26 protein-coding genes are annotated in these 23,353 nt (G+C 65.2%); 8 read left to right on the top strand and 18 right to left on the bottom strand.

Going from position 1 to position 23,353, the window contains the following annotated elements; genetic code table 11:
- Positions 1–17: 17 nt before the first annotated feature.
- The 9 genes from H8B02_RS19725 to H8B02_RS19685 all read right to left on the bottom strand — a co-directional run bounded on the left by H8B02_RS19725 (position 18) and on the right by H8B02_RS19685 (position 11,311).
- Entirely contained in the window at positions 18–899 is an 882-nt protein-coding gene (locus tag H8B02_RS19725; protein ID WP_229167763.1) for a DMT family transporter, read from the bottom strand.
- A 35-nt stretch (positions 900–934) separates the two neighbouring features.
- Positions 935–1,879, bottom strand: a complete 945-nt coding sequence (locus tag H8B02_RS19720) for an alpha/beta hydrolase (RefSeq protein WP_229167756.1) — start codon at positions 1,877–1,879, stop codon at positions 935–937.
- Between the two features lie 117 nt (positions 1,880–1,996).
- On the bottom strand, positions 1,997–2,794 hold the full coding sequence (locus H8B02_RS19715; RefSeq protein WP_229167755.1) for an NUDIX hydrolase: 798 nt from the start codon (positions 2,792–2,794) through the stop codon (positions 1,997–1,999).
- Between the two features lie 2 nt (positions 2,795–2,796).
- Positions 2,797–3,750 carry a dihydrodipicolinate synthase family protein gene (locus tag H8B02_RS19710; RefSeq protein WP_229167754.1) on the bottom strand — a complete coding sequence of 318 codons (954 nt, stop codon included), beginning with the start codon at positions 3,748–3,750 and terminating at the stop codon, positions 2,797–2,799.
- A gap of 104 nt (positions 3,751–3,854) precedes the next feature.
- Positions 3,855–4,733, bottom strand: a complete 879-nt coding sequence (locus tag H8B02_RS19705) for an SDR family oxidoreductase (protein WP_229167753.1) — start codon at positions 4,731–4,733, stop codon at positions 3,855–3,857.
- A gap of 192 nt (positions 4,734–4,925) precedes the next feature.
- Entirely contained in the window at positions 4,926–5,786 is an 861-nt protein-coding gene (locus tag H8B02_RS19700) for a MaoC family dehydratase (RefSeq protein WP_229167752.1), read from the bottom strand.
- 209 nt (positions 5,787–5,995) lie between these two features.
- Positions 5,996–6,385: a Zn-ribbon domain-containing OB-fold protein gene (locus H8B02_RS19695; RefSeq protein WP_092114941.1), complete on the bottom strand. Its 390-nt coding sequence runs from the start codon at positions 6,383–6,385 to the stop codon at positions 5,996–5,998.
- A complete protein-coding gene (locus tag H8B02_RS19690) occupies positions 6,385–7,542 on the bottom strand; it encodes a thiolase family protein (RefSeq protein WP_229167751.1) in 1,158 nt (385 codons plus the stop codon). The genes H8B02_RS19695 and H8B02_RS19690 overlap by 1 nt, the downstream gene beginning before the upstream one ends.
- Before the next feature lie 274 nt (positions 7,543–7,816).
- Complete coding sequence (locus H8B02_RS19685; RefSeq protein ID WP_229167750.1) at positions 7,817–11,311, bottom strand: indolepyruvate ferredoxin oxidoreductase family protein; 3,495 nt, start codon at positions 11,309–11,311, stop codon at positions 7,817–7,819.
- Positions 11,312–11,545: 234 nt separating this feature from the next.
- Here H8B02_RS19685 and H8B02_RS19680 point away from each other — a divergent pair, with 234 nt between their 5' ends.
- On the top strand, positions 11,546–12,772 hold the full coding sequence (locus tag H8B02_RS19680; protein WP_229167749.1) for a cytochrome c: 1,227 nt from the start codon (positions 11,546–11,548) through the stop codon (positions 12,770–12,772).
- 3 nt (positions 12,773–12,775) lie between these two features.
- Here H8B02_RS19680 and H8B02_RS19675 read toward each other — a convergent pair whose 3' ends face one another.
- Entirely contained in the window at positions 12,776–13,417 is a 642-nt protein-coding gene (locus H8B02_RS19675; protein WP_229167748.1) for a trimeric intracellular cation channel family protein, read from the bottom strand.
- 144 nt (positions 13,418–13,561) lie between these two features.
- Here H8B02_RS19675 and H8B02_RS19670 point away from each other — a divergent pair, with 144 nt between their 5' ends.
- On the top strand, positions 13,562–13,990 hold the full coding sequence (locus H8B02_RS19670) for a hypothetical protein (protein WP_229167747.1): 429 nt from the start codon (positions 13,562–13,564) through the stop codon (positions 13,988–13,990).
- Positions 13,991–14,059: 69 nt separating this feature from the next.
- Here the strand turns inward: H8B02_RS19670 and H8B02_RS19665 are convergent, their stop codons facing one another.
- Genes H8B02_RS19665 through H8B02_RS19655 form a run of 3 tightly spaced genes read right to left on the bottom strand, consistent with a single transcriptional unit; the run spans position 14,060 to position 15,629 of the window.
- Positions 14,060–14,878, bottom strand: coding sequence for an isocitrate lyase/PEP mutase family protein (locus H8B02_RS19665; protein WP_229167746.1), 819 nt, complete (start codon positions 14,876–14,878; stop codon positions 14,060–14,062).
- A 56-nt stretch (positions 14,879–14,934) separates the two neighbouring features.
- Complete coding sequence (locus H8B02_RS19660) at positions 14,935–15,288, bottom strand: antibiotic biosynthesis monooxygenase family protein (protein WP_229167745.1); 354 nt, start codon at positions 15,286–15,288, stop codon at positions 14,935–14,937.
- Positions 15,289–15,320: 32 nt separating this feature from the next.
- On the bottom strand, positions 15,321–15,629 hold the full coding sequence (locus H8B02_RS19655; protein ID WP_229167744.1) for an NIPSNAP family protein: 309 nt from the start codon (positions 15,627–15,629) through the stop codon (positions 15,321–15,323).
- A 93-nt stretch (positions 15,630–15,722) separates the two neighbouring features.
- On the opposite strand from H8B02_RS19655, the gene H8B02_RS19650 reads away from it, so the two are divergent.
- Together H8B02_RS19650 and H8B02_RS19645 are read left to right on the top strand one after the other, a co-directional pair.
- Complete coding sequence (locus H8B02_RS19650; RefSeq protein ID WP_229167743.1) at positions 15,723–16,418, top strand: ArsR/SmtB family transcription factor; 696 nt, start codon at positions 15,723–15,725, stop codon at positions 16,416–16,418.
- A 314-nt stretch (positions 16,419–16,732) separates the two neighbouring features.
- Complete coding sequence (locus tag H8B02_RS19645; RefSeq protein WP_092114950.1) at positions 16,733–17,002, top strand: GCG_CRPN prefix-to-repeats domain-containing protein; 270 nt, start codon at positions 16,733–16,735, stop codon at positions 17,000–17,002.
- A 69-nt stretch (positions 17,003–17,071) separates the two neighbouring features.
- On the opposite strand, the gene H8B02_RS19640 is transcribed toward H8B02_RS19645, so the two are convergent.
- The gene (locus H8B02_RS19640) at positions 17,072–17,344 is read right to left on the bottom strand and encodes a twin-arginine translocation (Tat) (protein WP_376711684.1); all 273 of its coding nucleotides are present in this window, start codon (positions 17,342–17,344) and stop codon (positions 17,072–17,074) included.
- Positions 17,345–17,625: 281 nt separating this feature from the next.
- Between H8B02_RS19640 and H8B02_RS19635 the strand changes: the two genes are divergently transcribed.
- Positions 17,626–17,820, top strand: coding sequence for a hypothetical protein (locus H8B02_RS19635; protein ID WP_229167742.1), 195 nt, complete (start codon positions 17,626–17,628; stop codon positions 17,818–17,820).
- Between the two features lie 15 nt (positions 17,821–17,835).
- The gene (locus tag H8B02_RS19630; RefSeq protein ID WP_229167741.1) at positions 17,836–17,979 is read left to right on the top strand and encodes a hypothetical protein; all 144 of its coding nucleotides are present in this window, start codon (positions 17,836–17,838) and stop codon (positions 17,977–17,979) included.
- 822 nt (positions 17,980–18,801) lie between these two features.
- On the opposite strand, the gene H8B02_RS19625 is transcribed toward H8B02_RS19630, so the two are convergent.
- The 3 genes from H8B02_RS19625 to H8B02_RS19615 all read right to left on the bottom strand — a co-directional run bounded on the left by H8B02_RS19625 (position 18,802) and on the right by H8B02_RS19615 (position 21,440).
- Entirely contained in the window at positions 18,802–19,338 is a 537-nt protein-coding gene (locus tag H8B02_RS19625) for a GNAT family N-acetyltransferase (RefSeq protein ID WP_229167740.1), read from the bottom strand.
- A 117-nt stretch (positions 19,339–19,455) separates the two neighbouring features.
- The gene (locus H8B02_RS19620) at positions 19,456–19,803 is read right to left on the bottom strand and encodes a hypothetical protein (RefSeq protein WP_229167739.1); all 348 of its coding nucleotides are present in this window, start codon (positions 19,801–19,803) and stop codon (positions 19,456–19,458) included.
- A 104-nt stretch (positions 19,804–19,907) separates the two neighbouring features.
- Complete coding sequence (locus H8B02_RS19615; RefSeq protein ID WP_229167738.1) at positions 19,908–21,440, bottom strand: acyl-CoA carboxylase subunit beta; 1,533 nt, start codon at positions 21,438–21,440, stop codon at positions 19,908–19,910.
- A gap of 160 nt (positions 21,441–21,600) precedes the next feature.
- On the opposite strand from H8B02_RS19615, the gene H8B02_RS19610 reads away from it, so the two are divergent.
- Entirely contained in the window at positions 21,601–22,011 is a 411-nt protein-coding gene (locus H8B02_RS19610) for a DUF4260 domain-containing protein (protein WP_229167737.1), read from the top strand.
- 84 nt (positions 22,012–22,095) lie between these two features.
- Here the strand turns inward: H8B02_RS19610 and H8B02_RS19605 are convergent, their stop codons facing one another.
- Positions 22,096–23,022: a DMT family transporter gene (locus tag H8B02_RS19605; protein ID WP_229167736.1), complete on the bottom strand. Its 927-nt coding sequence runs from the start codon at positions 23,020–23,022 to the stop codon at positions 22,096–22,098.
- A gap of 100 nt (positions 23,023–23,122) precedes the next feature.
- Between H8B02_RS19605 and H8B02_RS19600 the strand changes: the two genes are divergently transcribed.
- The coding region (locus H8B02_RS19600; RefSeq protein ID WP_376711683.1) for a GntR family transcriptional regulator at positions 23,123–23,353 on the top strand (231 nt) is incomplete at its 3' end.

The following is a 23,353-nucleotide window of genomic DNA, read 5'->3' as shown; positions in this document are numbered from 1 at the left end:
CCGTCGCGGCGATGACCTTAGACCGTAGCGGTCCTTCGCGCCGGAATCGTCATCGCGGCGACGCCGATCACGACACAGGCGAGCCCGATCCACGCCGTCGGGCTCAGCCGTTCGCCCAGAAGGGCGACGCTGAGCGCAACCCCGATCGGCACCCGCAGATAGGCCTGCGCGGTGGTGCCGACCGAACCCAGAGTCTGGATCAGGCGGAAGTAGATCACGAAGGCGACCGCAGTCGAGAACACCGCAAGCGCCAGCAAGGCGAGCAGCGAGCTGGTCGATGGCGTCAGCGTCCAGGGCCGTTCGACGGCGAGGCTGAGCGGAATCAGCACCGCCGCGCCCGCGATCAGCGAGCCTGCGGCCGGCGCCATCGGATCGAGCCCCTTGAAGCCGCGGCTGAAGATCGCGGCGCAGGCGTAGCAGATGGTGGCGGCGACGATTGCGACCTCGGCCACGATGCCCTCTCCGAGATCGCGGAACGCATCGACGCCGACGATCAGGCAGATGCCGGCCATGCCGGCAATCACCCCGAACAGCTTGCGCGGGCTCGCGGCCTCGTGGCGGGTGATCGCGGCCGTGAACAGGAAGGTGAAGATCGGCGAGGCCGAATTGAGGATGGTGGCGAGCCCGGCATCGACGAAGCGTTCGCCCCAGGCGATCAGCGTCCACGGGATCACGCTGTTGAGGCAGGCCTGGAAGATGAAGCGGCGCCAGGTCGCGCCGTCCATCGGCATCGTCACGCCGCGCAACCGCATGATGACGAGCAGCAAGAGCCCCGCGATTGCGGTGCGCGCCGCGATCAGCGTGATCGGCGGGATGGTCGCGACGCCGAGCTTGATGAAGGTGTAGGAGCCGCCCCAGAGGGTGGCGAGCGCGAGCAGCAGCGCCAGCTCGAAGCCCATAGGGGGCTGGCGCGCGTCGCCGGTCACGGGGCCGCTCACGACGCGCTCCTTGCGAGCCAAGCGGCGGTCGCCGCAAACAGACCTTCGCGTCCGTGTTCAAGATGCATCAAATGCGTTGCCCTCGGCACGACGACATCGGCCTTCTGCGAGGCGCCCAGCGCATGTGTCAGCCAGGCCGCGTCAGCATCCTGGCAAAGGTTGTCCCATTCACCACGGGCGATCAGCGTCGGCGCCTGGACGCGGCGCGGATCGTAGGGGAGCTGCCCCGACATCGCGGCGATGACGTCGGCCTGCGGCCCGTTTGGAATCCGGACCGCCGGCGGATTGCGTCCGGCCGCGCCGGCATCGCTTGCCAGATAGGCCGGCCCCCACTCGACGAGGTCAGGCTCGATCAGAACCGGCGGATGCGACGGCGGGACGTCCTCGACAAATCGCTTCAATTGATCCGCGATCGTGATCTCGCGCCATGCACCGATGCTCTCGGGGAGCGGCAATCCCTCCAGCTCCCGCCGGACGATCGGCCCGAACAGCACGAGGCGGCCGACGGCATCAGGACGATCGGCTGCAAAACGGCCGGCCGCCATCGTGCCCCATGAATGCGCGACGATATGAACCGGCGCACCGGCGCGCGTCTTGCGGATGTGATCGACCACCGCGCCGACCTGATTGGCGGCTTCCGGCGCCCGGCCGAGCGGCGCGACCCCGCTTGCGGGCATCGACATCTGCCGCGGCCTGCTCGAGCCGCCGAAGCCTGTGAAATCGAAACCCCAGACGTCGAAGCCGGCGGCATTGAGATCGTCCGCCCAGGACCGCCCGCCAAAGCGATAGCCGACCGACAGCGACGACGGGAACGTCGCGCCGTGAACGTACAGCACCGGATCGCCCGCGCCCGGCCAGTGCCGCAGCAGCAGTGTGTCGTCGCTGCCGGGCAGCGTCAGGTGGGCTTCGAGAGATATTGGCGCTTCGAGAGATGTTGCCACGTCGGCTCCTCTGCGCCGGGCCGTTCGCCCAGCGCGGTGATTGACGTGGTTATAGCGAGCTTCTGGAGGCTATACTTCGATGCTCGCCGAAGTATCGTGGCTCCGGTCCGCGGGAACTCAGCCCAGCGCGCCGACGTCGAACACCTCGCCGTCGTAGCCCGCTTCCTTGGGGATCCGAAGCTGGCGGCCGGTGGCGGTCTTGGTCATCACGGGCATCACGGCGACGATCGGCTTGCCCTTGCTGTCGGCGAGCGCGGCGCCGACGTTCGGCTGCTTGCCGAGCCTGATCAGATTGCGCGTGGTCGGGAACGGCAGCTTGAAGCGGCCGGTCTCGCCGCCCTCCAGCGCCTCCCGCGTCGACACCCAGATTGAGTCGGTCGATTCCTTGCCGTCATGGGCGCCGAGCTGCTCGGGCGGCGCGGCGGCCAGGAAGAACCAGGTGTCGAAGCGCTTCGGCATGCCTTCCGGCGTGATCCAGTGCGCATACGGCACGAGCTCGTCGAGCGCGAGCACCATGCCATTGTCCGTGAGCACCTTGAGGAAGGTGATCTTGCCTTCGTTCAGCGCCGCACGATGCGCGGTCGCGATGTCGTTCGCACGCCCGGCGTCGACCAGATCCTTCGACCCCCGCGGCCGCGCCAGCAGGATGCCGCTCTCCTCGAAGGTTTCGCGGATCGCGGCGATGCGGAAACCGAGCGCGTCGCCGTCGAGCCCTTCCCCGCCCGAATAGAGCGCGGGATCGGCGGCGATCTCCTTGTCGTTCTTGTCGACGCTGCCGCCCGGAAACACCAGCGCGCCGGAATTGAACTCGATCTGGTGATGGCGGACCATCATGAAGACTTCAATTTCGGACGACGTTCCGTCACGCAGCAGCAGCACGGTCGACGCAAGGCGCGGGGCAACGATCTCGGTCATAATTATCCTGCTGCACTGGATTGCGGTTGCAGATTGGCGCGACGGTCGACGCGCGCCACGCGGGAGAGCAGATAGTCGACCTCCGCCCTCGCCTGCGGCGTGATGACAGCACCGGGCTTGCGCTGGGCGCTGGAGGAAATGATGCCGCGCTTCTGCAGCACGTATTTGCGCACGGTAAGACCAACGCCGGGCTGCTGCTCGTAGCGGATCAGAGGCAGATGCGCGTCGAACAGATCATGCGCGGCATCGCGTTTTCCGGCCTTCGACAAATTGACGACGTCGATCAGGAGTTCGGGGAAAGCATAGCCCGTCATCGCGCCGTCGGCGCCGCGCTCCATCTCGAAATCGAGGAACAGGCCGCCATTGCCGACCAGGATCGACAGCGGCCGCAGCGAGCCGTCCTTCTGGAAGTTGCGCAAGGTCGAGATCTTCTCGAGGCCCGGCCAGTCCTCGTGCTTGAGCATCACGCAGGACGGCGAATCCATCACGATCTTGCGGATCACGGCGGGCGTAAACACCACGGTGAGCGTCAGCGGGTAGTCCTGCAGCACCCAGGGAATATCGTCGCCGATCGCTTCCTGCGCCTGCTTGAAGTAGCCGATGATCTGGTCGTCGGTGCGCAGATGCGGCGGCGGCGCGATCATGACGCCGGCAGCACCCGCATCCATCGACTTCTTCGCCAGCGAGCGCATCGTGGCAAAGCCCGGCGCCGAGACGCCGACGATCACCTGCAGCTTCTTGGCGCGCTTGACGAAGCGCAGCGCGACCTGCTCCGCCTCCGCGGCATCGAGCTTCGGCGCCTCGCCCAGAATGCCCAGCACCGTGACGCCGTCGCAGCCGACCTCGGCGTAGAAATCGGTCAGCCGGTCGATCGATGCCTCGTCGATGCGGCCGTCGTCCTGGAACGGGGTTGGCGCGATCGCAAAGGTTCCTGCGGCCTGGGCGGTGAGTTTCATGGCATTAATCCTTGTTCGTCATTCCGGGATGGTGCGCCAGCACCAGACCCGGAATCTCGAGATTCCGGGTTCACGCTTCGCGTGCCCCGGAATGACTGTATATATCAGAACCGCCGCGCGCCCATCTTGATCTGCTCCTCGGAGAAGAAGATCTCCTTGGCGTGGGTGGCGATGTCCTCGGCCTTCCAGCCGGTAAATGGCGGCTTCCAGCCCTCCATTTCCATCATCCGCATTTCGCGGACGCCGCGCGGGCCCGAGACGCCGAGGACCTTGCCGGTCTGGTCGCCCGACAAATCGCTGACCATGTAGAGCACTGCCGGCGCGATGCCGTCCGGGCCGAGCGCTGCACCCGGGTTCTCCTTGTAGCGCGGCAGGTCCGCGGTCATGCGGGTCAGCGCGCCCGGCGCGAGCGTCCAGATCCGGATGTTGTACTTGCGGCCCTCGATCGCCAGCACGTTGGAGAGGCCCCAGATGCCGCCCTTGGCCGCGCCGTAATTGGTCTGGCCGAAATTGCCGATCAGGCCCGAGGTCGACGACGTGTTCACGATGACGCCGCCGCCATTGTCGCGCATCCATTTGAACACCGGCTGGCTGCAGCAAAAGGTGCCTTTCAGATGCACCTTCATCACCCTGTCCCAGTTGGCTTCCTTGGCCTTGTGGAAGGTCTCGTCGAGCAGGATGCCGGCGTTGTTGACCAGGATGTCGGCGCGGCCGAAATGCTTGATGGCGTCGTCGAACACCGACTGGCCGCCGGCCAAGGTCGAAATGTCGGCGCCGTTGGCGACCGCGCGGCCGCCCTCGGCCTTGATCGCGTCGACCACTCTGTCGGCCATCGACTTGTCGGAGCCCGAGCCGTCGCGCGGGCCGCCGAGATCGTTGACCACCACCGCCGCGCCCTCGCGCGCAAACAGCTTTGCGTAGGCTTCACCAAGTCCGCCGCCGGCGCCCGTGATCAGCGCCACCTTGCCGTCGAGTAATCCCATGCTTGCATCTCCCTTTTTTGTTGCGCTTCCCTACCTCGCCCCGCTTGCGGGGAGCGGTCGGATCGAATCGCGAGATGCGATCCGGGTGAGGGGGTACAGGTCTGTCCGCAGACCACCGTTGCGGAGAAAGCCCCTCACCCCACCCTCTCCCCGCAAGAGCGGGGCGAGGGAGCCGACGGCCGCGCCGTATTGCTAAGCCAGCACCGTCTTGCCGCTCTTGATCACGGTGACGCCGCGCGATTTCACCTTGGCCTCGAACGACACCACGTTGCCGTCCTTCCACAGCTCCATGGTCACGGTCTCGCCGGGAAATACCGGCGAGGAGAACCGCGCCGCGTGCTGCTTGAAGGCGGACGGATCGTAATCGGCGTAGGTCTGCAGCACGCCGCGGCAGGTGATGCCGTAGGTGCACATGCCGTGCAGGATCGGCCGCGGGAAGCCGGCCTTCTTGGCGAACGCGGGATCGGAGTGCAGCGGGTTGCGGTCGCCGCAGAGCCGGTAGATCAGCGCCTGGTCCGGCCGCGTCGTGATGTCGACCACCTTGTCCGGGGCGCGCTCCGGCACCTTGTGCGGCTCAGGCTGGCCGTCGGACGGGCCGCCGAAGCCGCCATCGCCGCGGGCGAAGCGCGAGGCGACCAGCGTGGCGAGCTTGTCGCCCTTCTCGTCCTTCAGCACGGTCTGGTGACGGATCACCGCGCCCTTGTCCTTGCCCTTGTCGAATACGTCGAGCACGGTCGAGTCGGCCGTGATGTGGGCTGCGGTCGCGAACGGCTTGTGGAAGGTAATGTCGCGCTCGCCGTCGACCACCATCACGCGGTTGAGATTCATCTCGCCGGGGCCGGCGCCCCAGGCCGCGACCGACGCGAACGTCGGCACTACCTTGAGCGGGCGCGGCGTCAGCACGCCCTCATTGACAAAGGCGAGCTCGTTCTCGTCCATCGGATCGGCGCCGAGACCGATGCCATAGGCATAGAGCATCACGTCGCGATCGCTGTAGCTGTATTTCTGGCCGAGATTCTTCAGGGCCATCAGCTGTTCGTACACGATTGGCATTATTGTTTTCTCCCCGAACTCTTTTGTCGCTTTGCGCTGCCAATTGATGTGCCCTCTCCCCTTGTGGGAGAGGGCCACACCGGCAGTCGTCACAAACTCGCTTCGATGAGGGGTTCGCGCCGCAGAGAGACTCATTGCGCGGAGAGAGACCCCTCACCCGCCTTCGCTTTCAGCGAAGGCACCCTCTCCCACAAGGGGAGAGGGTAAAATCAGGCTGGCGTGAAGAACGGCAGCGGCGCGCCGTCGGTCGGCTTCCACACCACCTTGACCTTCTGGCCGATCTTCACCTTCTCCAGATCGCAATCGACGATGTTGGTCTGCAGCGACGGGCCTTCCTTCAGCGTCACATAGGCGATCGCGTACGGACCGGTCGGCGACTTCCGCATCAGGCTGTAGGTGTAGACCGTGGCCTCGCCGCTCGACTCTTCCCACACCGTCTTGTCGGAGAAGCAGAACGGGCAGATCGCGCGCGGGAAGTAATGCGCTTCGCCGCAGGTGGTGCAGCGCTTGATCATGAACTTGCCCGCCTTCGCCGCTTCCCAGAACGGCGCGGTCTCCGGGTTGGTCACCGGAGCATTGTACTTCTTGGCTTCAGACATCACGCACGCTCCAGAATGCAGGTTGAGGCGGCGTGGCGAACGCCGAGCAGACCGCCGGTGCCGTGGGCGATCGCGAGGTCGCAGTTCTTGACCTGCACCTTCGGATGCGCCTCGCCGCGCAACTGGCGCACCGCCTCAAGGATCTTCGTCATGCCGCCGCGATTGACGGGATGGTTGCTGCACAGGCCGCCGCCGTCGGTGTTGAACGGCAGCTTGCCGACGCCCGAGATCAGATTGCCGTCGGCGACGAACTTGCCGCCCTCGCCCTTCTTGCAGAAGCCGAGATCCTCGAGCTGCATCAGCACCGTGATGGTGAAGCTGTCATAGATCGAGGCGTATTTGATGTCCTTCGGTGTCACGCCCGCCTCTTCGAAGGCGCGCGGGCCGGACCACACGCCGGCGGAGTATGTCAGGTCGAGATCCTTGCCGCCGCGCGGACCCTTCATCGCCTCGCCATGGCCGATCAGGCGCACCAGCGGCTTCTTCAGGCTCTTCGCGATCTCCGGCGTGGTGACGATCATCGCGCCGCCGCCGTCGGTGACGACGCAGCAATCCATCCGGTGCAGAGGATCCGAGATCATCGGCGAGTTCAGCACGTCCTCGACGGTGACGACATCCTTCAGCATTGCGTGCGGATTGTACTGCGCGTGATGCGAGGCCGCGACCTTGATCCAGGCGAGCTGCTCGGAGGTGGTGCCGTAGTCGTGCATATGGCGCATGGCACACATGCCATAGGCATTGTGCGTGGTAGCCCCGTAGGCCAATTCGAAATCGGCCTCGGCGCCGGAGGCGCGCGGCGGCATCGGGCCGGTACGCGGCTTGCCTGCGAGCGTAACCAGCGCGACCGAGCACTTGCCCGCGGCGATCGCCTCGGCGGCGTGACCGAGATGGATCAGATAGGAACAGCCACCGGTCTCGGTGGAATCGACGTGACGCAGCTTCTTGGTGTTGAGGCCGAGATAATCGACCATCGGCCACAGCCCGCCTGGCGCGTCGCCGGCGCAGAAATAGCCGTCGATGTCGTCCTTGGTCAGCCCGGCATCCTCGATCGCACCCTTGGCGACCTCGGCGTGTAGCTGTGCTGTTGATTTATCGGGTGCATGCCGGGTGGGATGCTCGTAGATCCCGGCAATGTAGGCCTTGCCCTTGATGGTCAAATCGCTCTCCGCTGGCGTTTCTCGCTCCAGCGTTTTTCTGAACCGACGGCGCGACCTTGGCAAGCGCGGAAATATTCCGTCAGGCGAGACTGCGACGAGCGCACAATATGCGCGCCCCAAAACGGATGTCGTCCCGGCGAAGGCCGGGACCCATAACCACAGGGCTGCGTTGCGAGATAAGGCTGTGGCCCCAGCATCGCACAAAATGAAATGCGGTGGTTATGGGTCCCGGGTCGCGCTTCGCTTGCCCGGGACGACACTGAATATGTGGCTACTACTCCGCCGCCATCTGCCGCGGCGCGGGCGGCGGGTTGGCGAGATCGGCGGCGAGTTGCGCGTAGCGAACCTTGGCCTCCTTGATCGCCTTGTCCTTCACCGGGCCGTAGCCGCGGATGCGGTCGGGCAGCGACAGCAGTTCGACCGCGATGTCGTGATTGAGCGGCGACAGCAGGGTCAGCACCGTCGCGACATCCTTCTCGTAGCCCGCGATCAGATCGCGCTCGAGCTTGCGGTCGGCGTTGTAGCCGAAGATGTCGAGCGGTGTGCCGCGCAGGAAGCGGAATCGCGCCATCACCTTGAAGGCCGACATCATCCACGGCCCGAAGGCGCGCTTCTTCGGACGGCCCTGCGCATCGAGCCCGCCGCCGAGGATCGGCGGAGCGAGATTGAAGTTGAACTTGAAGTCGCCCTCGAACTGGTCGCGCAGCTGCTTCTCGAAGCAGCCGTCGGTGAACAGCCGCGCCACCTCATACTCGTCCTTGTAGGCGAGCAGCTTGGCGTAGTTGATCGCGACCGCGCGCGGCAGCGCCTCGCCATAGCCGCCCTTGGTGGCGGTGTCGCGGACCTGATCGACCAGCTTGCGGTAGCGTTTTGCCAAACGCGCGCTCTGGTAGCCGGTCAGAAGCGCCATGCGGTGGGTGATGATCTCGTCGAGCGACATCGCATCCAGCGACCTTGCCGGCGCGACGTCGTCATCCTGCCCCTTCATCATCGCGGCGAGGCGCGCCGGATCGGCCGCGGCCAGGCGCCCGAGCTGGAACGCCTGCGTATTCATCTTGATCGAGACGCCGTTGACCTCGATCGCCTGCAGGATCGATTCTGCCGACAGCGGCAGCAACCCGCGCTGATAGGCATAGCCCATCATCATGATGTTGGTGGCGATGCTGTCGCCGAGCAGCGCTTCGGCCGGCTTGGTGAAGTCGAAGAAGGCCGAGTCCTTGCGCAGCTCGGTCTCCAGCACGCTGTTGACCTTGCGGCTCTGGAAGTTGAAGTCGCGGTTGAGGATGAAATCTGCGGTCGGGATGATGTGGCTGTTGATGATGCCGACGGAGCGGCTCGCCTCGCACAGCGAGATGGTGTCCTTCGACACCGCCACGACCTCGTCGGCGGCGAGGACGAGATCGGCCGTGCCGGTCACGATACGCGAACAGGTCACATCAGCGGTGTGCTCGGAGAGCCGGACATGGCTCAGTACCGCGCCGCCCTTCTGCGCAAGGCCGGACATGTCGAGGATCATCGAGGCCTTGCCCTCGATATGCGCCGCCATGCCGAGCAGCGCGCCGATCGTCAGCACGCCGGTGCCGCCGACGCCGCCGACCGCGATGTTGTAGGGCCGGTCGAGCGCGGGCTTCGAGGCCGGCTCCGGCAAGACGCCGATATCGCCAAGCTCGGTCGGCGCGCGACGCTTGAGGGTGCCACCATCGACCGTGACGAAGGACGGGCAAAAGCCCTTCACGCAGGAATAGTCCTTGTTGCAGGTCGACTGGTTGATGGTGCGCTTGCGCCCGAGCTCAGTCTCCAGCGGCTCGACCGAGATGCAGTTCGACTGCACCGAGCAGTCGCCGCAGCCTTCGCAGACGGCCGGATTAATCAGCACGCGGCGCGCCGGATCCTCCATCAGACCGCGCTTGCGGCGACGGCGCTTTTCCGCGGCGCAGGTCTGCACGAACACGATCGCTGACGTGCCCTTGGTGTCGCGGCACATCTTCTGGACGTTCTCGAGCTCGTCGCGGTGGAACAGCTTGACGCCCGGCGCGATGGTATCAGCCGGATAAGAACCCGGATTTTCCGAGACCAGGTAGATCTCGCGGATGCCTTCGGCGTGGAGCTGGAAGGTGATCTTCTGCGGCGACAGATCGCCGTCGTGGTGCTGGCCGCCGGTCATGGCGACGGCGTCGTTGTAGAGGATCTTGTAGGTGATGTTGGCCTTGGAGGCGATCGACTGGCGGATTGCGAGAATGCCGGAGTGGAAGTAAGTCCCGTCGCCGAGATTGGCGAAGATGTGGTTCTCGTTGGTGAACGGCGCGATGCCAACCCACGGCACGCCCTCGCCGCCCATGTGGGTAAAGGTCTCGGTCGAGCGGTTCATCCACAGCGCCATGAAGTGGCAGCCGATGCCGCCGAGCGCGCGGCTGCCTTCCGGCACCTTGGTCGAGGTGTTGTGCGGGCAGCCCGAGCAGAAGTACGGGGTGCGGCTGACGGGTGCCGTCGCCTGCATCTGCGACGACTGGCGGCCGTTGAACCAGTCGGCCTTGGCGCGCAGCATCACGGCGATTTCAGGATTGAGATTAAGTCGAAGCAGCCGTTCGGTGAGCGAGCTCGCAAGCGAAGCCACGCTGAGCTCGGCGGCAAAGGTCAGGAAGCGCTTGTCGTGATCGTCCATCTTGCCGACGATGCGCGGGCGCACGTCGTCGCGCCAGTTGAACAGCTCCTGCTTGACCTGGTTCTCGACGATCTCGCGGCGTTCCTCGACGATGAAGATTTCCTCAAGACCGACAGCGAAGTTGCGTACGCCTTCCGGCTCCAGCGGCCAGGGCATGCCGATCTTGTAGAGGCGAATGCCGATCTTGGCGGCGATCTCGGGCGTGATGCCGAGTTCGCGCAGGGCCTGGCGGATGTCCTCGTAGCTCTTGCCCGAGGCCATGATGCCGTAGCGCGCGTTCGGCGAATCCATGGTGATGCGGTTGACCTTGTTGGCGCGGGCAAAGGCGATCGCGGCAAAGCCCTTGTAATCCTGCAGCCTGCGGTCCTGCTCGAAACGGTCGTCGGGCCAGCGGATGTTGAGGCCGCCCGGCGGCAATTCAAAATCGGCCGGGATGATGAACGGCGTCATCTCGTCGGTGAGGTCGATCTCGGCCGTGGTCTCGACCGTCTCGGTGATCACCTTCATGCCGACCCAGCAGCCGGAGTAGCGCGACATCGCGATACCCAGCAGACCCATCTCGATCATTTCATGGATGCTGGAGGGATAGAGATAGGGCATCAGCGCGGAGATGAAGGCGTGGTCGGACTGATGCGGGACGGTGGAGGACTTTGCGCCGTGATCGTCGCCGGCCAGGCAGAGCACGCCGCCATGCTTGGCGGAGCCCGCCGCATTGCCGTGGCGGAAGACGTCGCCGCAGCGGTCGACGCCGGGGCCCTTGCCGTACCAGATGCCGACCGCGCCATCATATTTGGCGCCGGGCGACAGGGCGAGCTGCTGCGAGCCCCAGATCGCGGTCGCCGCGAGGTCCTCGTTCACGCCGGGCTGGAATTTGATGTTGTACTGCTCGAGATGCTTGCGGGCGGCGAACAGCTGCTGGTCGTAACCGCCGAGGGGGGAACCGCGATAGCCGGAGATGAAGCCTGCCGTGTTGAGGCCTGCGGCGCGGTCGCGTCTGATCTGCGCCATGGGCAGGCGGACCAGCGCCTGGATGCCGGTCATGAAGACGTGACCGGTGCCCTGGGTGTATTTCTGGTCGAGGCTGATAGGCCCTTGGTTGATTCCCATTTAGCCCTCTTTGCGCTGGTCGCGACGCCTGCTTTTTAGCTAGTCATCCGAACTTGTTAGAACCAGTCTATGTCGGATTTTCTGGCCCGCGCAGCACAATTCTGGGCGACCAAGCCCGTCGCCCAAAAATCGCAACTTAGTGCCGGGAATATCGGAGCGCCGTTTCGGTTTCTGTCGCAGGACAGGCCCGCGGCGAAACGGCGTAACGCGTCGTGTGGACGGAAGGGTGAATGGATGCGGCGACGACGTCGGACGACCTGTGCGATTCTGGCCAGTGTGCTGTTGTGCAGTGCGTTCGCGGCCCGCGAATGCACCGCTGCGCCAACCGACGACATGGTCGCCCGCGGCAAGGCGCTCGCGATCGCCGGTGACTGCGCGAGCTGCCACACGGCCGACCCGGCAAAGCCCTTCGCCGGGGGCAAGGAGATCGACACCCCGTTCGGTGCGGTGTTCTCGCCGAACCTGACGCCCGACAGCGATACCGGCATCGGCGGCTGGAGCGATGGCGATTGTCTGCGCGCGCTGCGGATGGGCGTCTCGCCAAGCGGGGCGCATTATTACCCCGCCTTCCCCTACCCGTATTTCACCAAGCTGATCCGCGACGACATCCTGGCGATCCGCGCCTATCTCGCGACGCTGGCGCCGGTCAGCAACAAGGCACCGCCGCCGGAGTTGCGCTGGCCGTTGAACTACCGCGGGCTGATGCGCGCCTGGAAGGCCCTGTTTTTCACGCCGGGCATCATCCAGCCGGACCAGAGCAAGACCGCGGAATGGAATCGCGGCCGCTACCTCGTCGAGGCCCTCGCCCATTGCGGCGCCTGCCATACGCCGAAGAATGCCTTCGGCGCCGGCAAGCGCGACCAGGCGTTCGGCGGCAGCATGGTGCAGGGCATGTTCGCACCCAGGCTCGATGGCGCAGAACGCAGCGGGCTGAAATCATGGAGCGCCAGCGACATCGCCGAATATCTGCAGAGCGGCCGCAATGGGCACAGCCATGCCGGCCCATTGATGTCCGAGGTGGTGGTCAACTCGACCTCGAAGATGAGCGACGCAGATGTGCGCGCGATAGCGGTCTATCTGAAGAGCCTGCCGGCCGGCGCGTCGGAGCCGCAGGTCGCCCCGCCCGCGCCGGCGCAGATGAGCGACGGCGAACGCATCTATCGCGGCGCCTGCGTCGCCTGCCATGAACTCGACGGCTCGGGTAGCCCACGGATCTATCCGCCGCTGCCCGGCAACGCCAATCTGCAATCGGCCAATCCGGCGAGCACGCTGCGCATCATCCTCGACGGCGCGCAGACCGTGACCACACCGAGGGCGCCCAACGCAGGCTCGATGCCGGCCTATCCCAAACTGACCGACCAGGAAGTCGCCGACGTTGCGACCTACATCCGCAATTCCTGGGGCAATGCGGCGCCGGCCGTGACCGCCGTTGAGGTCGCGAAGGCGCGCGCGCCGAAATAGCCCTCACCGCTCCTCGCCGTTGAACACGAATTTCGGCATCTCCCATCTGTAGCGGATCGCGAGCATCCGGAACGTCAGGCCGACCGCGAAGGTCAGCACGGTCCAGAGCTGGTCGTTTAAGTGCAGGCCGACGCCGATCGCATAGAACAGCCCCGTCACCACGGAGACGCTGGCGTAGAGCTCGCTGCGAAACAACAGCGGCACCTCGTTGCAGAGGATGTCGCGCAGCACGCCGCCGGCGCAGCCGGTGATCATGCCGGCGACGATCACGATCGGCAGCGAGGCGTCGACCTGCCAGGCCACGTCGCAGCCGGCCATCGTGAACACCACAAGCCCGATCGCATCGAGCAACAGGAATGCGATGTTCAGCCGATGCACCAGCCGCGCCAGCAGGATGGTGGCGAAGGCGCCGGCCGCCGCGACCGCAAGGTAGATCGGGTGCTTGACCCAGAGCAGCGGATAATGCCCGAGCAGCACGTCGCGGATGGTGCCGCCGCCGAGCGCGGTGATCGCGCCCAGCATGCAGACGCCGGCCCAATCCATGCTGCGCCGGCCGGCCGCCAGCGCCGCCGTCATCGACTGCGCGGCAACCGCGATAAAGGAGAGCACGTGCAGCACCGAATCGGTGGGCGGCATGGTCCACATTGAAAAGGCCTCATGGAACAGGTCGGAACCCAAGGAATCGACGGTTCCTGCATGAACAGGTTGCAACATTGGCGCGGAACATCCTTACGCGCCAGCCATTGTCCCCGGCGTTTAGCTTAGAGGTGCAAACGGAGGAACTTTGCAATGGCTTACCAACCTGACGATCCGTATCGCGCCAACCTGACCGAAGACGAAATCCGCCGTCAGGCGCGCTTCAACAGCCTGGACAACGAGCTGCAGCCGGATCCGGAACTGCAGGAGGGACCGGCCAGCACCACCAAGATCGCGATGTTCGCAGTCGCGGTGGCCGTGGTGCTCGGCGCGCTGTTCTACGGGTTGAACAATACGTCGGTGCACGAGGCAGGCACGACGCCGCCGACACAGACTGCGCAGACCCAGCCGGCCAATCCGGCCGGTGCGCCCCCGGGCATGCGCGACGTGACGCCGAAGCCGAACAGCCAGCCCGGTGTGACCACGGGTGCGGCGCCGGCCAATCCGTCGACCCCGCCGTCTGACATGAACAAGTCAGACATGAACAAGCCGGCGGCCCCGCCGGCCGAGAATGCGAAGTAACGAGGGACGAATCTGACCAAGCGCGAGCGGCGGGCCCAGGCGGCCCGCCGCTCTTTTTGCGCGCGAAGTCTACTTGAACATCTTGTTGAGCTCGCCGCCGGGATAGCCGTTGGCGAATTCGGTGAAGGTGCCCTTCTCCGCCATTTCCTTGGCCGCCTTCATGACGCCGGTCCAGGCCATCCGCGCCAGCGCCCCGCCGACGCTGATCCGGCGCACGCCGAGGTCGGCGACCGCTTGCAGCGTCAGGTCTGACGCGCCGCCGATCAAAAGATTGACCGGCTTCGGCGCCACCGCCTTCACGACCGCGGAGATTTCCTCTTTGGTCGAGATGCCCGGCGAATACAACACATCCGCCCCGGCCTCCGAATAGGCCTGCAGCCGCTCGATCACCAGATTGAGGTCCTTCTTACCCCACAGGAACGCCTCGCAGCGGCCGGTGAGCAGCACACCGCTGTGGTCGGCATCGATGGCCTTGCGCGCCGCCCTGATGCGCTCGACCGCGAGCTTGTGCTCGAACAGCGGGTTGGCGGCATCACCGGTGGAGTCCTCGATCGAGAGCCCCGCGACACCGGTCTTGACGCCGCGCGCGACATTGACCGCAACCTTGTCCGGCTCGACCGCGAAGCCGCCCTCGAAATCGGCGTTGACGGGAACATCGACCGCCGCGCAGACCGCGGTCAGATGATCGCAGACGTCGTCGACGGTGACGCGGTTGTCGGCCTTTGCGATGGTCCAGGCAAAGCCCGCGCTGGTCGAGGCCAGCGCCTTGAAGCCGAGATGTTGCAAGGCGCGGGCGCTGCCGACATCGAACGGGTTCGGAATGATGAAGCATCCGCTGTCGTGCAACTTCTTGAAGGCGGCTCGTTTGTCAGCAGTTGGCAGTGGCATTGGTCGCTCCCTAGAGTCATTGGCCGCGCAGAGATAGGCACGCGCATCTGCGCGCGCTAGAGCTTCGGCTCGTGCACCGCGCGGCTGTCCTTCGGTGCCTGATCACGTTCGTTCAGGCCGTAATCCCTGATCACGCTCGCGACCCGCAGCCGATAATTCTCGAAGATCCGCGCGCGGCCCTTGGCCTGGATGCGGCGGTGCTCGACCGTGTTGCGCCAGGCTTCTACCGCAGCCTCGTCGCGGAAGAATGACAGCGACACGAACTTGCCTTTCTCGGTGAGGCTCTCGAACCGTTCGACCGAGATGAAGCCGTCGATCTCCTGCAGGATCGGCTTCAACTCGGCGGCCAGATCGAAATAGAGCTCCCGGTGCTCGGCCTTCGGCCAGACTTCGAAGATCACGGCAATCATGGACGCCTCCGCGCATTGTTGTTGTGGAACGACTATAGCTCGACCTTACGCAGAAATGTCCGTTCCTCGGCAAGGATGAAGCGGTTTTGTTCCGCGAAGTTGAAGTTCGCCATGCCCTCGCTGTCCTGGCGCAGCCGCGCGCGATAGGCCTCGTAGGCGGCGAGGCTTTCGAACGAGATCAGCGCGAAGGCGATGTTGTTGGTGCCCTCGTGCGGCATCCAGTAGCCGAGCAGATCGCCGCCGCAGCGCGGGATGATCGAAAGCCAGTTCCGCGAATACTCCTCGAACATCGCGCGCTTGAACGGATCGAGCTGGTAGCGGATGAAGACGGTGACGGTCATTGATGGGCTCCTGGTGTTTTCGTCTTTGCGGGCGATGGGCACGATGGACACTACCGCCTTGCCCGACCTCGATGCTTCGGCTATCATCGAACTATGAAAGCAGGACCCGACATCTCCCGGATCGCCGCTTTGGTCGGCGATCCCGCACGCTGCAACATGCTGACCGCGCTGATGACCGGTCGCGCGCTGACCGCGAGCGAGCTGGCGCAGGAGGCCGGCATCACGCCGCAGACGGCGAGCTCGCATCTCGCCAAGCTCGAGGCCGGCGGCCTGATCGAGCCCGAGAAGCAAGGCCGCCACCGCTACTACCGGCTCTCTGACCCCGACGTCGCTGATGTGCTCGAAGGCCTGCAGGGCATCGCCGCCCGCGCCGGCCATATGCGCGTGCGCACCGGGCCGAAGGATCCGGCGCTGCGCCGCGCCCGCATCTGCTACGACCATCTCGCCGGCGATCTCGGCGTGCAGATGCTCGACAGCATGAAGCGGCAGAAGCTGGTCCGCCAGAGCAAGCAGGCGATCGAGCTCACCGGCGAAGGCAAGCGCTTCATGGCCGAGGAGCTGCAGATCGACGCCGATGCGCTGACCCATCCGCGCCGTCCGGTGTGCAAGGCCTGCCTCGACTGGAGCGAGCGGCGCCACCATCTCGCCGGCACACTGGGCGCCGCGATGATGGATCGCTTCACCGAATTGAAATGGGCGGCGCGCGATGCTGCACCGGGCAGCCGCGTCGTCAATTTCTCGCGAAACGGCGAGAAGCGGTTCGCGGCGCTGTTCGGCGCGGGCGAATAACATCGCGCGTTCAAGTCGGCATCGGCGCGGTCGTTCGCGAACCCTTTGTCTTGCTTGTCTCGCTCTCCGATACATTTTCGCGCCCGCGCCGCCGTGTGCTCCGTCCTGCTCGCGCGTGCGAAATGTTTCAGATCAATGCTGACTCGCTTGCGGCGCACTGACGCAGCTGTGACGCGCAACATTCATGTCGCATTCAGCCCACAACACTATGGTCGGCGACATCGAACACGGCTTCTGCAATCATCCGGCCGGGCGAATCGGTAATCTAAAGTTTGTTGCGGTGCCGCAGCGCGGCCCATTTAAAAGGAGAAGACATGAAGTATCTTTTTGCAGCAGCAGTTTTGGTGACGACCGCTTTCGCCGGCATCAGCGCAGCTGACGCTGCCGGTGGCTGCGGCCCCGGCTGGCACCGCGGTCCCTATGGCGGCTGCGTCAGGAACCGTGGCCCCGTCGTCGTCGCTCCCGGCCCTGTCGTTGTTGAGCGCCCCGTCGTCGTCGCACCCGGCGCGGTCGTGGTGGCGCCGCGCGTCCGCGCCTGCCCCTATGGCTTCGCCTGGCGCTATGGCCGTTGCCGCCCGATCTGATCGCGGCACACCTGCGCAAACAAAACCCCGCCTGGCGCGGGGTTTTTCTTTTTCGAGGCGGTGCCGATGTCACCAGCGGCGCCAGTGATGCCTGCGCCAATGGCGGCGGCGCCAGCCCCAATGCCGATGGTGCCAGCGCCGATGATGCCAACGGCGGTGGCCGTGATGCCAGCGCACCTCCTCGGGCTTCAGGCGACCGACCTCGTCGCCGGTGGTGACAGCCGGATGCGCATCGTTGCCGGCCGGCGCGCGGGCATCCTGATTGAGCGGAAGCGGCGCGAGCGGCGCCGCCTGGGCGGTTGCTGCAAGAGTCGCCACACCGGCGGCGACACCGAAGGCCATCTTCAGAAAATCCCGGCGTTCCATCAGAGTTTCCCTTTGTTGCTGAGTTGGACCAACTGCGTCAGCCAGTTTTTTCGCCGCGACCTGAACGCCGGCTGAACCGCACATTCACGTTTCAGGGAGTTCGACGCCGCGCGGCCGCATCCGCGTTCGCGTGACGTCACACAACCATCACGACAATGCCTCCTCGCGTTCTACCCGTCATGCCGATTCCGACCGTTTCACGAACGATCGAACGGAACTAGCATCACGCATCACAAGACCATCTCCGGGAGGCCGCCATGAAGTCAGGACAACCGATCAAGGATGCCAGCCACCTCTACGAAGTCGAGCGCCGCGCCCAGCACGCCGCACGCCCCGGCTTCCGCATCATGGAGCTGCAACTCTCGCCGACCCAGAAGGTGCCGTGGCACACCCACAGCAACATCTCCGACACATTCTATGTGCTGGAAGGCCAGATGCGGCTGTTCCTGTAGGAGCCGAAGGAGGAAGTGAACCTCAAGCCCGGCGAGGTCTACGCCGTGCGCCCGACCCGCCCTCACCTCGTCACCAACGCCAGCACGACGTCGCTGACCTTCCTGGTTTTGCAAGGCGTCGGCGAATACGACTACGTGCCGCTGGCGGCGTCGCGGTAAGGCTGCGCGTGCAGCTCTCGATCCGTCATCCTGAGGAGCCGCAAAGCGGCGTCTCGAAGGATCGACGGCCCGGCTGGTGGCCGTGCATCCTTCGAGGCTCGCTCCGCTCGCACCTCAGGACGACGGGACTGGAGCGGCGCTTGCTTCCCACGTCATTGCGAGAAGCGAAGCGACGAAGCAATCCATCCTTCCGCATGTGCTGAAGCATGGATTGCTTCGCTTCGCTCGCAATGACGCGGAACGATTCCGATTCACATTCTCAAACAGCATTGAGGATGAGCGTCCGCATTCTCGCGACGCAAATCGTCCGAGCTTTGCTCTTCGTCTCGCCCTCTCCCTCGCAGAGGGCGCAGGGAAAGCCGGGTGCCGATCGCACCCATGGGCCCCGTGCAAAAGGTAGAAAGCACGGGGGTAGGACCACGGGTGTAACCGGAAACAACCCGGCTTTCCCTGCGCGATGGCTTACGGCTTATTTCGTGCTCTCCCCGGCGAGACTGGGCTTGCTTGTCACCGCCTTCGCAACGCGCGTTGCATCTTGCGAGAGGACACCTGCCGCTAGGGCGTCAGGACCACACGACTTCACCGTCCGCTTCGCGTGCCTTCGTCAGTCGCACGTTCAGCGTCCACCGCATCTCCACCCACGTTCGTGACGACCGCGAAGCGCCCCTCGATCAGGTGAGACGGGACAATTGAACATCTGAGTTGGGTCAAACGCCAAGCGGACTATTTTCTCAATGCCGGCTTGACGCATTTTGCTGAGTTGCCCGTCGGGTTACTATGTCGCAGCCGGCGCAAGCGGATTTGATTTGCACGACAGGCAAATCAGTCGCGCGGCCATCCCGATGGCACGACCCAGACCAGCCCGCGCCACGGCTCGCCACGCGCCGTCAGTGTCGTAAAGTCGCGCACGGGATCGCGCAGCAGATTGAGCCGCGCCATCACTGCCTGCGAACGCACGTTGTCCGCGCTGGTGTATGACACGATCTCGCGCAGGCCGATGTCATGAATGGCGTGCCGCAGCGCCGCCCTGGCGCTCTCGGTGGCGTAGCCGTGGCCCCACGCCTTGCGCGTGAAGCGCCAGCCGATTTCAAAATGCGCGCCGAGCGGATGATCGTTCGACAGCCGCGGCATCACCCCGGCATAGCCCAGCAGTACGCCGTCGACATCCTCAACGGCCCATCGGGAGATGCCGTGGTCGCGCTGCGCGGCAACGTATCGCTCGAATTTCCGATCGCTCTCCGCCCGGTCGACGGGCCCGCCGTAATCGGCCATGACTTCGGGATCGGCATGCATCGCCGCGAACGCGTCGCGATGGCGGTCGTCCCATTTGTGAAGTCGCAGACGCGGCGTTTCGATCATGCGGCGCGGCCTAGCACGTAACATGTAGCCCGCATGAGCGAAGCGAGATGCGGGACGGTGCGCGCAGTTCGGATAGAGCCGCCCCGGATATCGCTGCGCTCATCCGGGCTACGTCGCTCACATCTGTTTCAGCGGCGCATCGTGAACCAGCCGAAGATCGATGTTGCCGATCAGTCGCGCACGGCGCGCCTCGGCGGTGCTGATCGCGGCCTCGGTCTGCCGCAGCGTGCTCACATTCGATCCGAGCGACACGATGCCGCCGAGCACCAGCGCAATCGATCCGAGTGCTGCGGTCTCACCCGAACCGAACAAGCCGAGCAGCGCAGTGGACAACAATACGAACCCGCCGGCGATTGCCGCCTTCGAACCGAGAATAATCCTGCGAGATCGCTCGGCGCTCTCGGCAAGCTCCTCGATCTGCGCCTCGATCTCGGAGATGTCGTCGGTCAGCTCGTCTTCGGTCATCAGGTTCGAACCTGTAGGGCGGGTTAGGCGAAGCCGTAACCCGCCGCGGATCGTGCGGAACGCAGGTAGCGGGTTACGCTTCGATAACCCACCCTACGCTTCTCTCACAACGGCAGATTGTCGTGCTTCTTCGCGGGGATCTCGACCTTCTTGTCCCTGAGCATCGCCAGCGCCCGCGCGATCCGCCGCCTCGTCGAATGCGGCATGATGACGTCGTCGATGTAACCGCGCTCGGCGGCGATGAAGGGCGACAGGAAGCGGTCTTCGTATTCCTTGGTGCGCGCGGCGATCTTGTCGGGGTCGCCGATGTCGCCCCGGAAAATGATCTCCACCGCGCCCTTGGCGCCCATCACCGCGATCTGCGCGGTCGGCCAGGCGTAGTTCATGTCGGCGCCGATTTCCTTCGAGGCCATCACGTCGAAGGCGCCGCCATAGGCCTTGCGGGTGATGATGGTGACGAGCGGCACCGTGCACTGCGAATAGGCGAACAAGAGTTTGGCGCCGTGCTTGATCAGGCCGCCATATTCCTGCGCGGTTCCGGGTAAGAAGCCCGGCACGTCGACGAAGGTGACGATCGGGATGTTGAAGGCATCGCAAAAGCGAACGAAGCGTGCGGCCTTGCGTGACGCATCGCTGTCGAGCACGCCCGCCAGCACCATCGGCTGGTTGGCGACGAAGCCCACGGTGCGGCCCGCGATGCGGCCGAAGCCGGTGACGATGTTCCTGGCGAAGGTCTCCGAGATCTCGAAGAAATCGCCCTCGTCCACGACCTTGAGGATCAGCTCCTTCATGTCGTAGGGCTTGTTCGGATTGTCGGGGATCAGCGTGTCCAGCGACATGTCGACCCGGCCGATGTCGTCGAAGCTCGGCCATTCCGGCACGCCGTCGGTGTTGTTCGACGGCAGGAAGTCGATCAGCCGGCGCATCTGCAACAGCGCATCGACATCGTTCTCGAATGCGCCGTCGGCGATCGAGGAGCGCGTCGCGTGCACCGAGGCGCCGCCGAGTTCTTCCGCCGTGACCACCTCGTTGGTGACGGTCTTCACCACATCGGGGCCGGTGACGAACATGTAGCTGGTGTTCTTCACCATGAAGATGAAGTCGGTCATGGCGGGCGAATAGACGTCGCCGCCGGCGCAAGGGCCCATGATGACGGAGATCTGCGGGATCACGCCCGAGGCCTGCACGTTGCGGCGGAACACGTAGGAATAGCCTGCGAGCGCGGCGACGCCCTCCTGGATGCGCGCGCCGCCGGCGTCATAGAGGCCGATGATCGGCGCCCTCGCCTTCATCGCCATGTCCTGAAGTTTTGTGATCTTCAGCGCATGGGTTTCCGACAGCGAACCGCCGAACACGGTGAAGTCCTTGGCGAACACGAAGGTCTTGCGGCCGTTGACCGTGCCCCAGCCGGTGACGACGCCGTCGCCGGGGATCTTGGTCTTCTCCATGCCGAACTCGATCGAGCGGTGCTCGACGAACATGTCGAATTCCTCGAACGAGCCCTTGTCCAGCAGGAGCTCGATCCGCTCGCGGGCGGTCAGCTTGCCGCGGGCGTGCTGCGCCTCGATGCGCTTTTCGCCGCCGCCCAGCTTGGCGCCGGCGCGCCGCTCTTCGAGGGTGTCGAGGATGTCTTTCATTTGTTTCCGCCCGTGTTAGCTACAGTCCGCGTCCCGGCGCGGGCCGAGGCCCGCTTCGTTCGGAATGGCTTTAGCACGGCCATTTCGGAACCGGAAAGGCGCTTGTGAACCGGTTCGGGCGCAAAAACGGTAGGATTTTCCGACATCTGGGGAGACAGCGATGACTGATACGACCACGGCCGAGACCGGCGCCGCGACCGGCGGGGTGCGCACCCTGCTCCGGCTGGAGGGGCTGGTGCTGTTCCTCGGGATGACCGTGCTCTACTACAAGTGGGAGGGCTCCTGGCTGGTCTATGTCCTGCTGTTTCTGGTGCCGGACATCAGCTTTGCTGCTTACCTGATCAGCCCGCGGGCCGGCGCCATCGCCTACAACGCCGCCCACACCTATCTCGCGCCGGTGGCGCTGATGACGCTGGGTTTTGCCGGCGAAGGACCGCTGGTGCTCTCGATCGCGATGATCTGGCTTGCCCATATCGGGATCGACCGCGCGCTCGGCTACGGGCTGAAATACTCAAGAGGGTTTGGCTACACCCATCTCGGGCGAATCGGCAAAGCGCAGGAGCCGGCTTAGCGCCCTCCGCTTTTTCAAACGCGTCATGCCCGGCCTAGCGCCGGGCATGCTGTCTTCACTTTCTATCGGAGAGGACCGACGTGCTCAGGCGAAGCGGCGCGCGAGCACGACGCAGGCGACGACGAGCATGGTGGCGGCGATCATCGACCAGGCGACCGGCTCATGCAGCAGCAGCCCGGCCAGCGCGAGGCCGAAGAACGGCTGCAACAGCTGCAACTGGCCGACGCTGGCGATGCCGCCGAGCGCAAGCCCGCGATACCAGAACACGAAGCCGACCAGCATGCTGAAGATCGAGACGTAGGCGAGCCCGAGCCAGGCCGGCGCGCCGATGCCCTGCCAACTCGGCGGCAGCGTCATGATCGTCATCATGAGCACCACCGGCACTGAGAGCACCAGCGCCCAGGAGATCACCTGCCAGCCGCCGAGCCGGCGCGACAGCGCAGCACCCTCGGCATAGCCGAGGCCGCAGACGATGATGGCGGCGACCATCAGCAGGTCGCCGGTCAGCGACGCCGATCCGTCGCCCGACAAGGCGAAGGCGCCGACCGTCGCGCTGCCGATGCAGGAGAACAGCCAGAACAGCGGCTTTGGCCGCTCGCCGCCGCGCAGCACGCCGAACACCGCGGTCGACAGCGGCAACAGCCCGATAAACACGATCGAATGCGCCGAGGTGATGTGCTGCAGCGCCAGCGCGGTCAGCAGCGGAAAGCCGATCACGACGCCGAGCGCCACGATGGTCAGCGACACCAGGTCCTTGCGCTGCGGCCAGGGCTGCCGCAGCACCGCCAGCAGTGCCGCGCCGAGCAGCGCCGCAATCGCCGCGCGTGCCGAGGTCAGGAACAGCGGCGAGAACCCGGCGACCGCGACGCGGGTGGCGGGCAGCGAGCCGCTGAAGATGATCACGCCGAGCAGGCCGCTGCCCCAGCCCTCCAGCGACGCGCCGCTGCGCCCCTCGCCCGCCCAAGACTTCCCCGACAGAGACTTCCCCGACAACGTCTTCGAATCGCTCATCGCACACCTCGTCTTTCGAAGGCGAAGATAGCGGCGGCGGGCTGGCCAAGGCAGCTACGGATCAGTACAATATTGCCAAACTGTACGGGTAGAGGTAGGCATACACTTGCGGCAACCAGCCAATGCGCCAAAGGCGACCCGGACCACCGGCGTGATGAACGCGATCCGCGCCAGGATCGCGAGCCGCGCGCTCGCCGCCGACGACCGCCTGCCCTCGATCCGCAGCTTTGCCGCGACCATGGGCGTCTCGCCCTCGACCGTGGTCGAGGCCTATGACCGGCTTGCCGCCGAGGGCCTGATCCGGGCGCGGCCGGGCTCGGGCTTCTATGTC

It is taken from the genome of Bradyrhizobium altum (genome assembly GCF_020889705.1).
Classification (GTDB): Bacteria; Pseudomonadota; Alphaproteobacteria; order Rhizobiales; family Xanthobacteraceae; genus Bradyrhizobium; species Bradyrhizobium altum.
The sequence above is the reverse complement of the archived record's forward strand: the minus strand, read 5'-3'. Positions and strand labels throughout refer to the sequence as shown.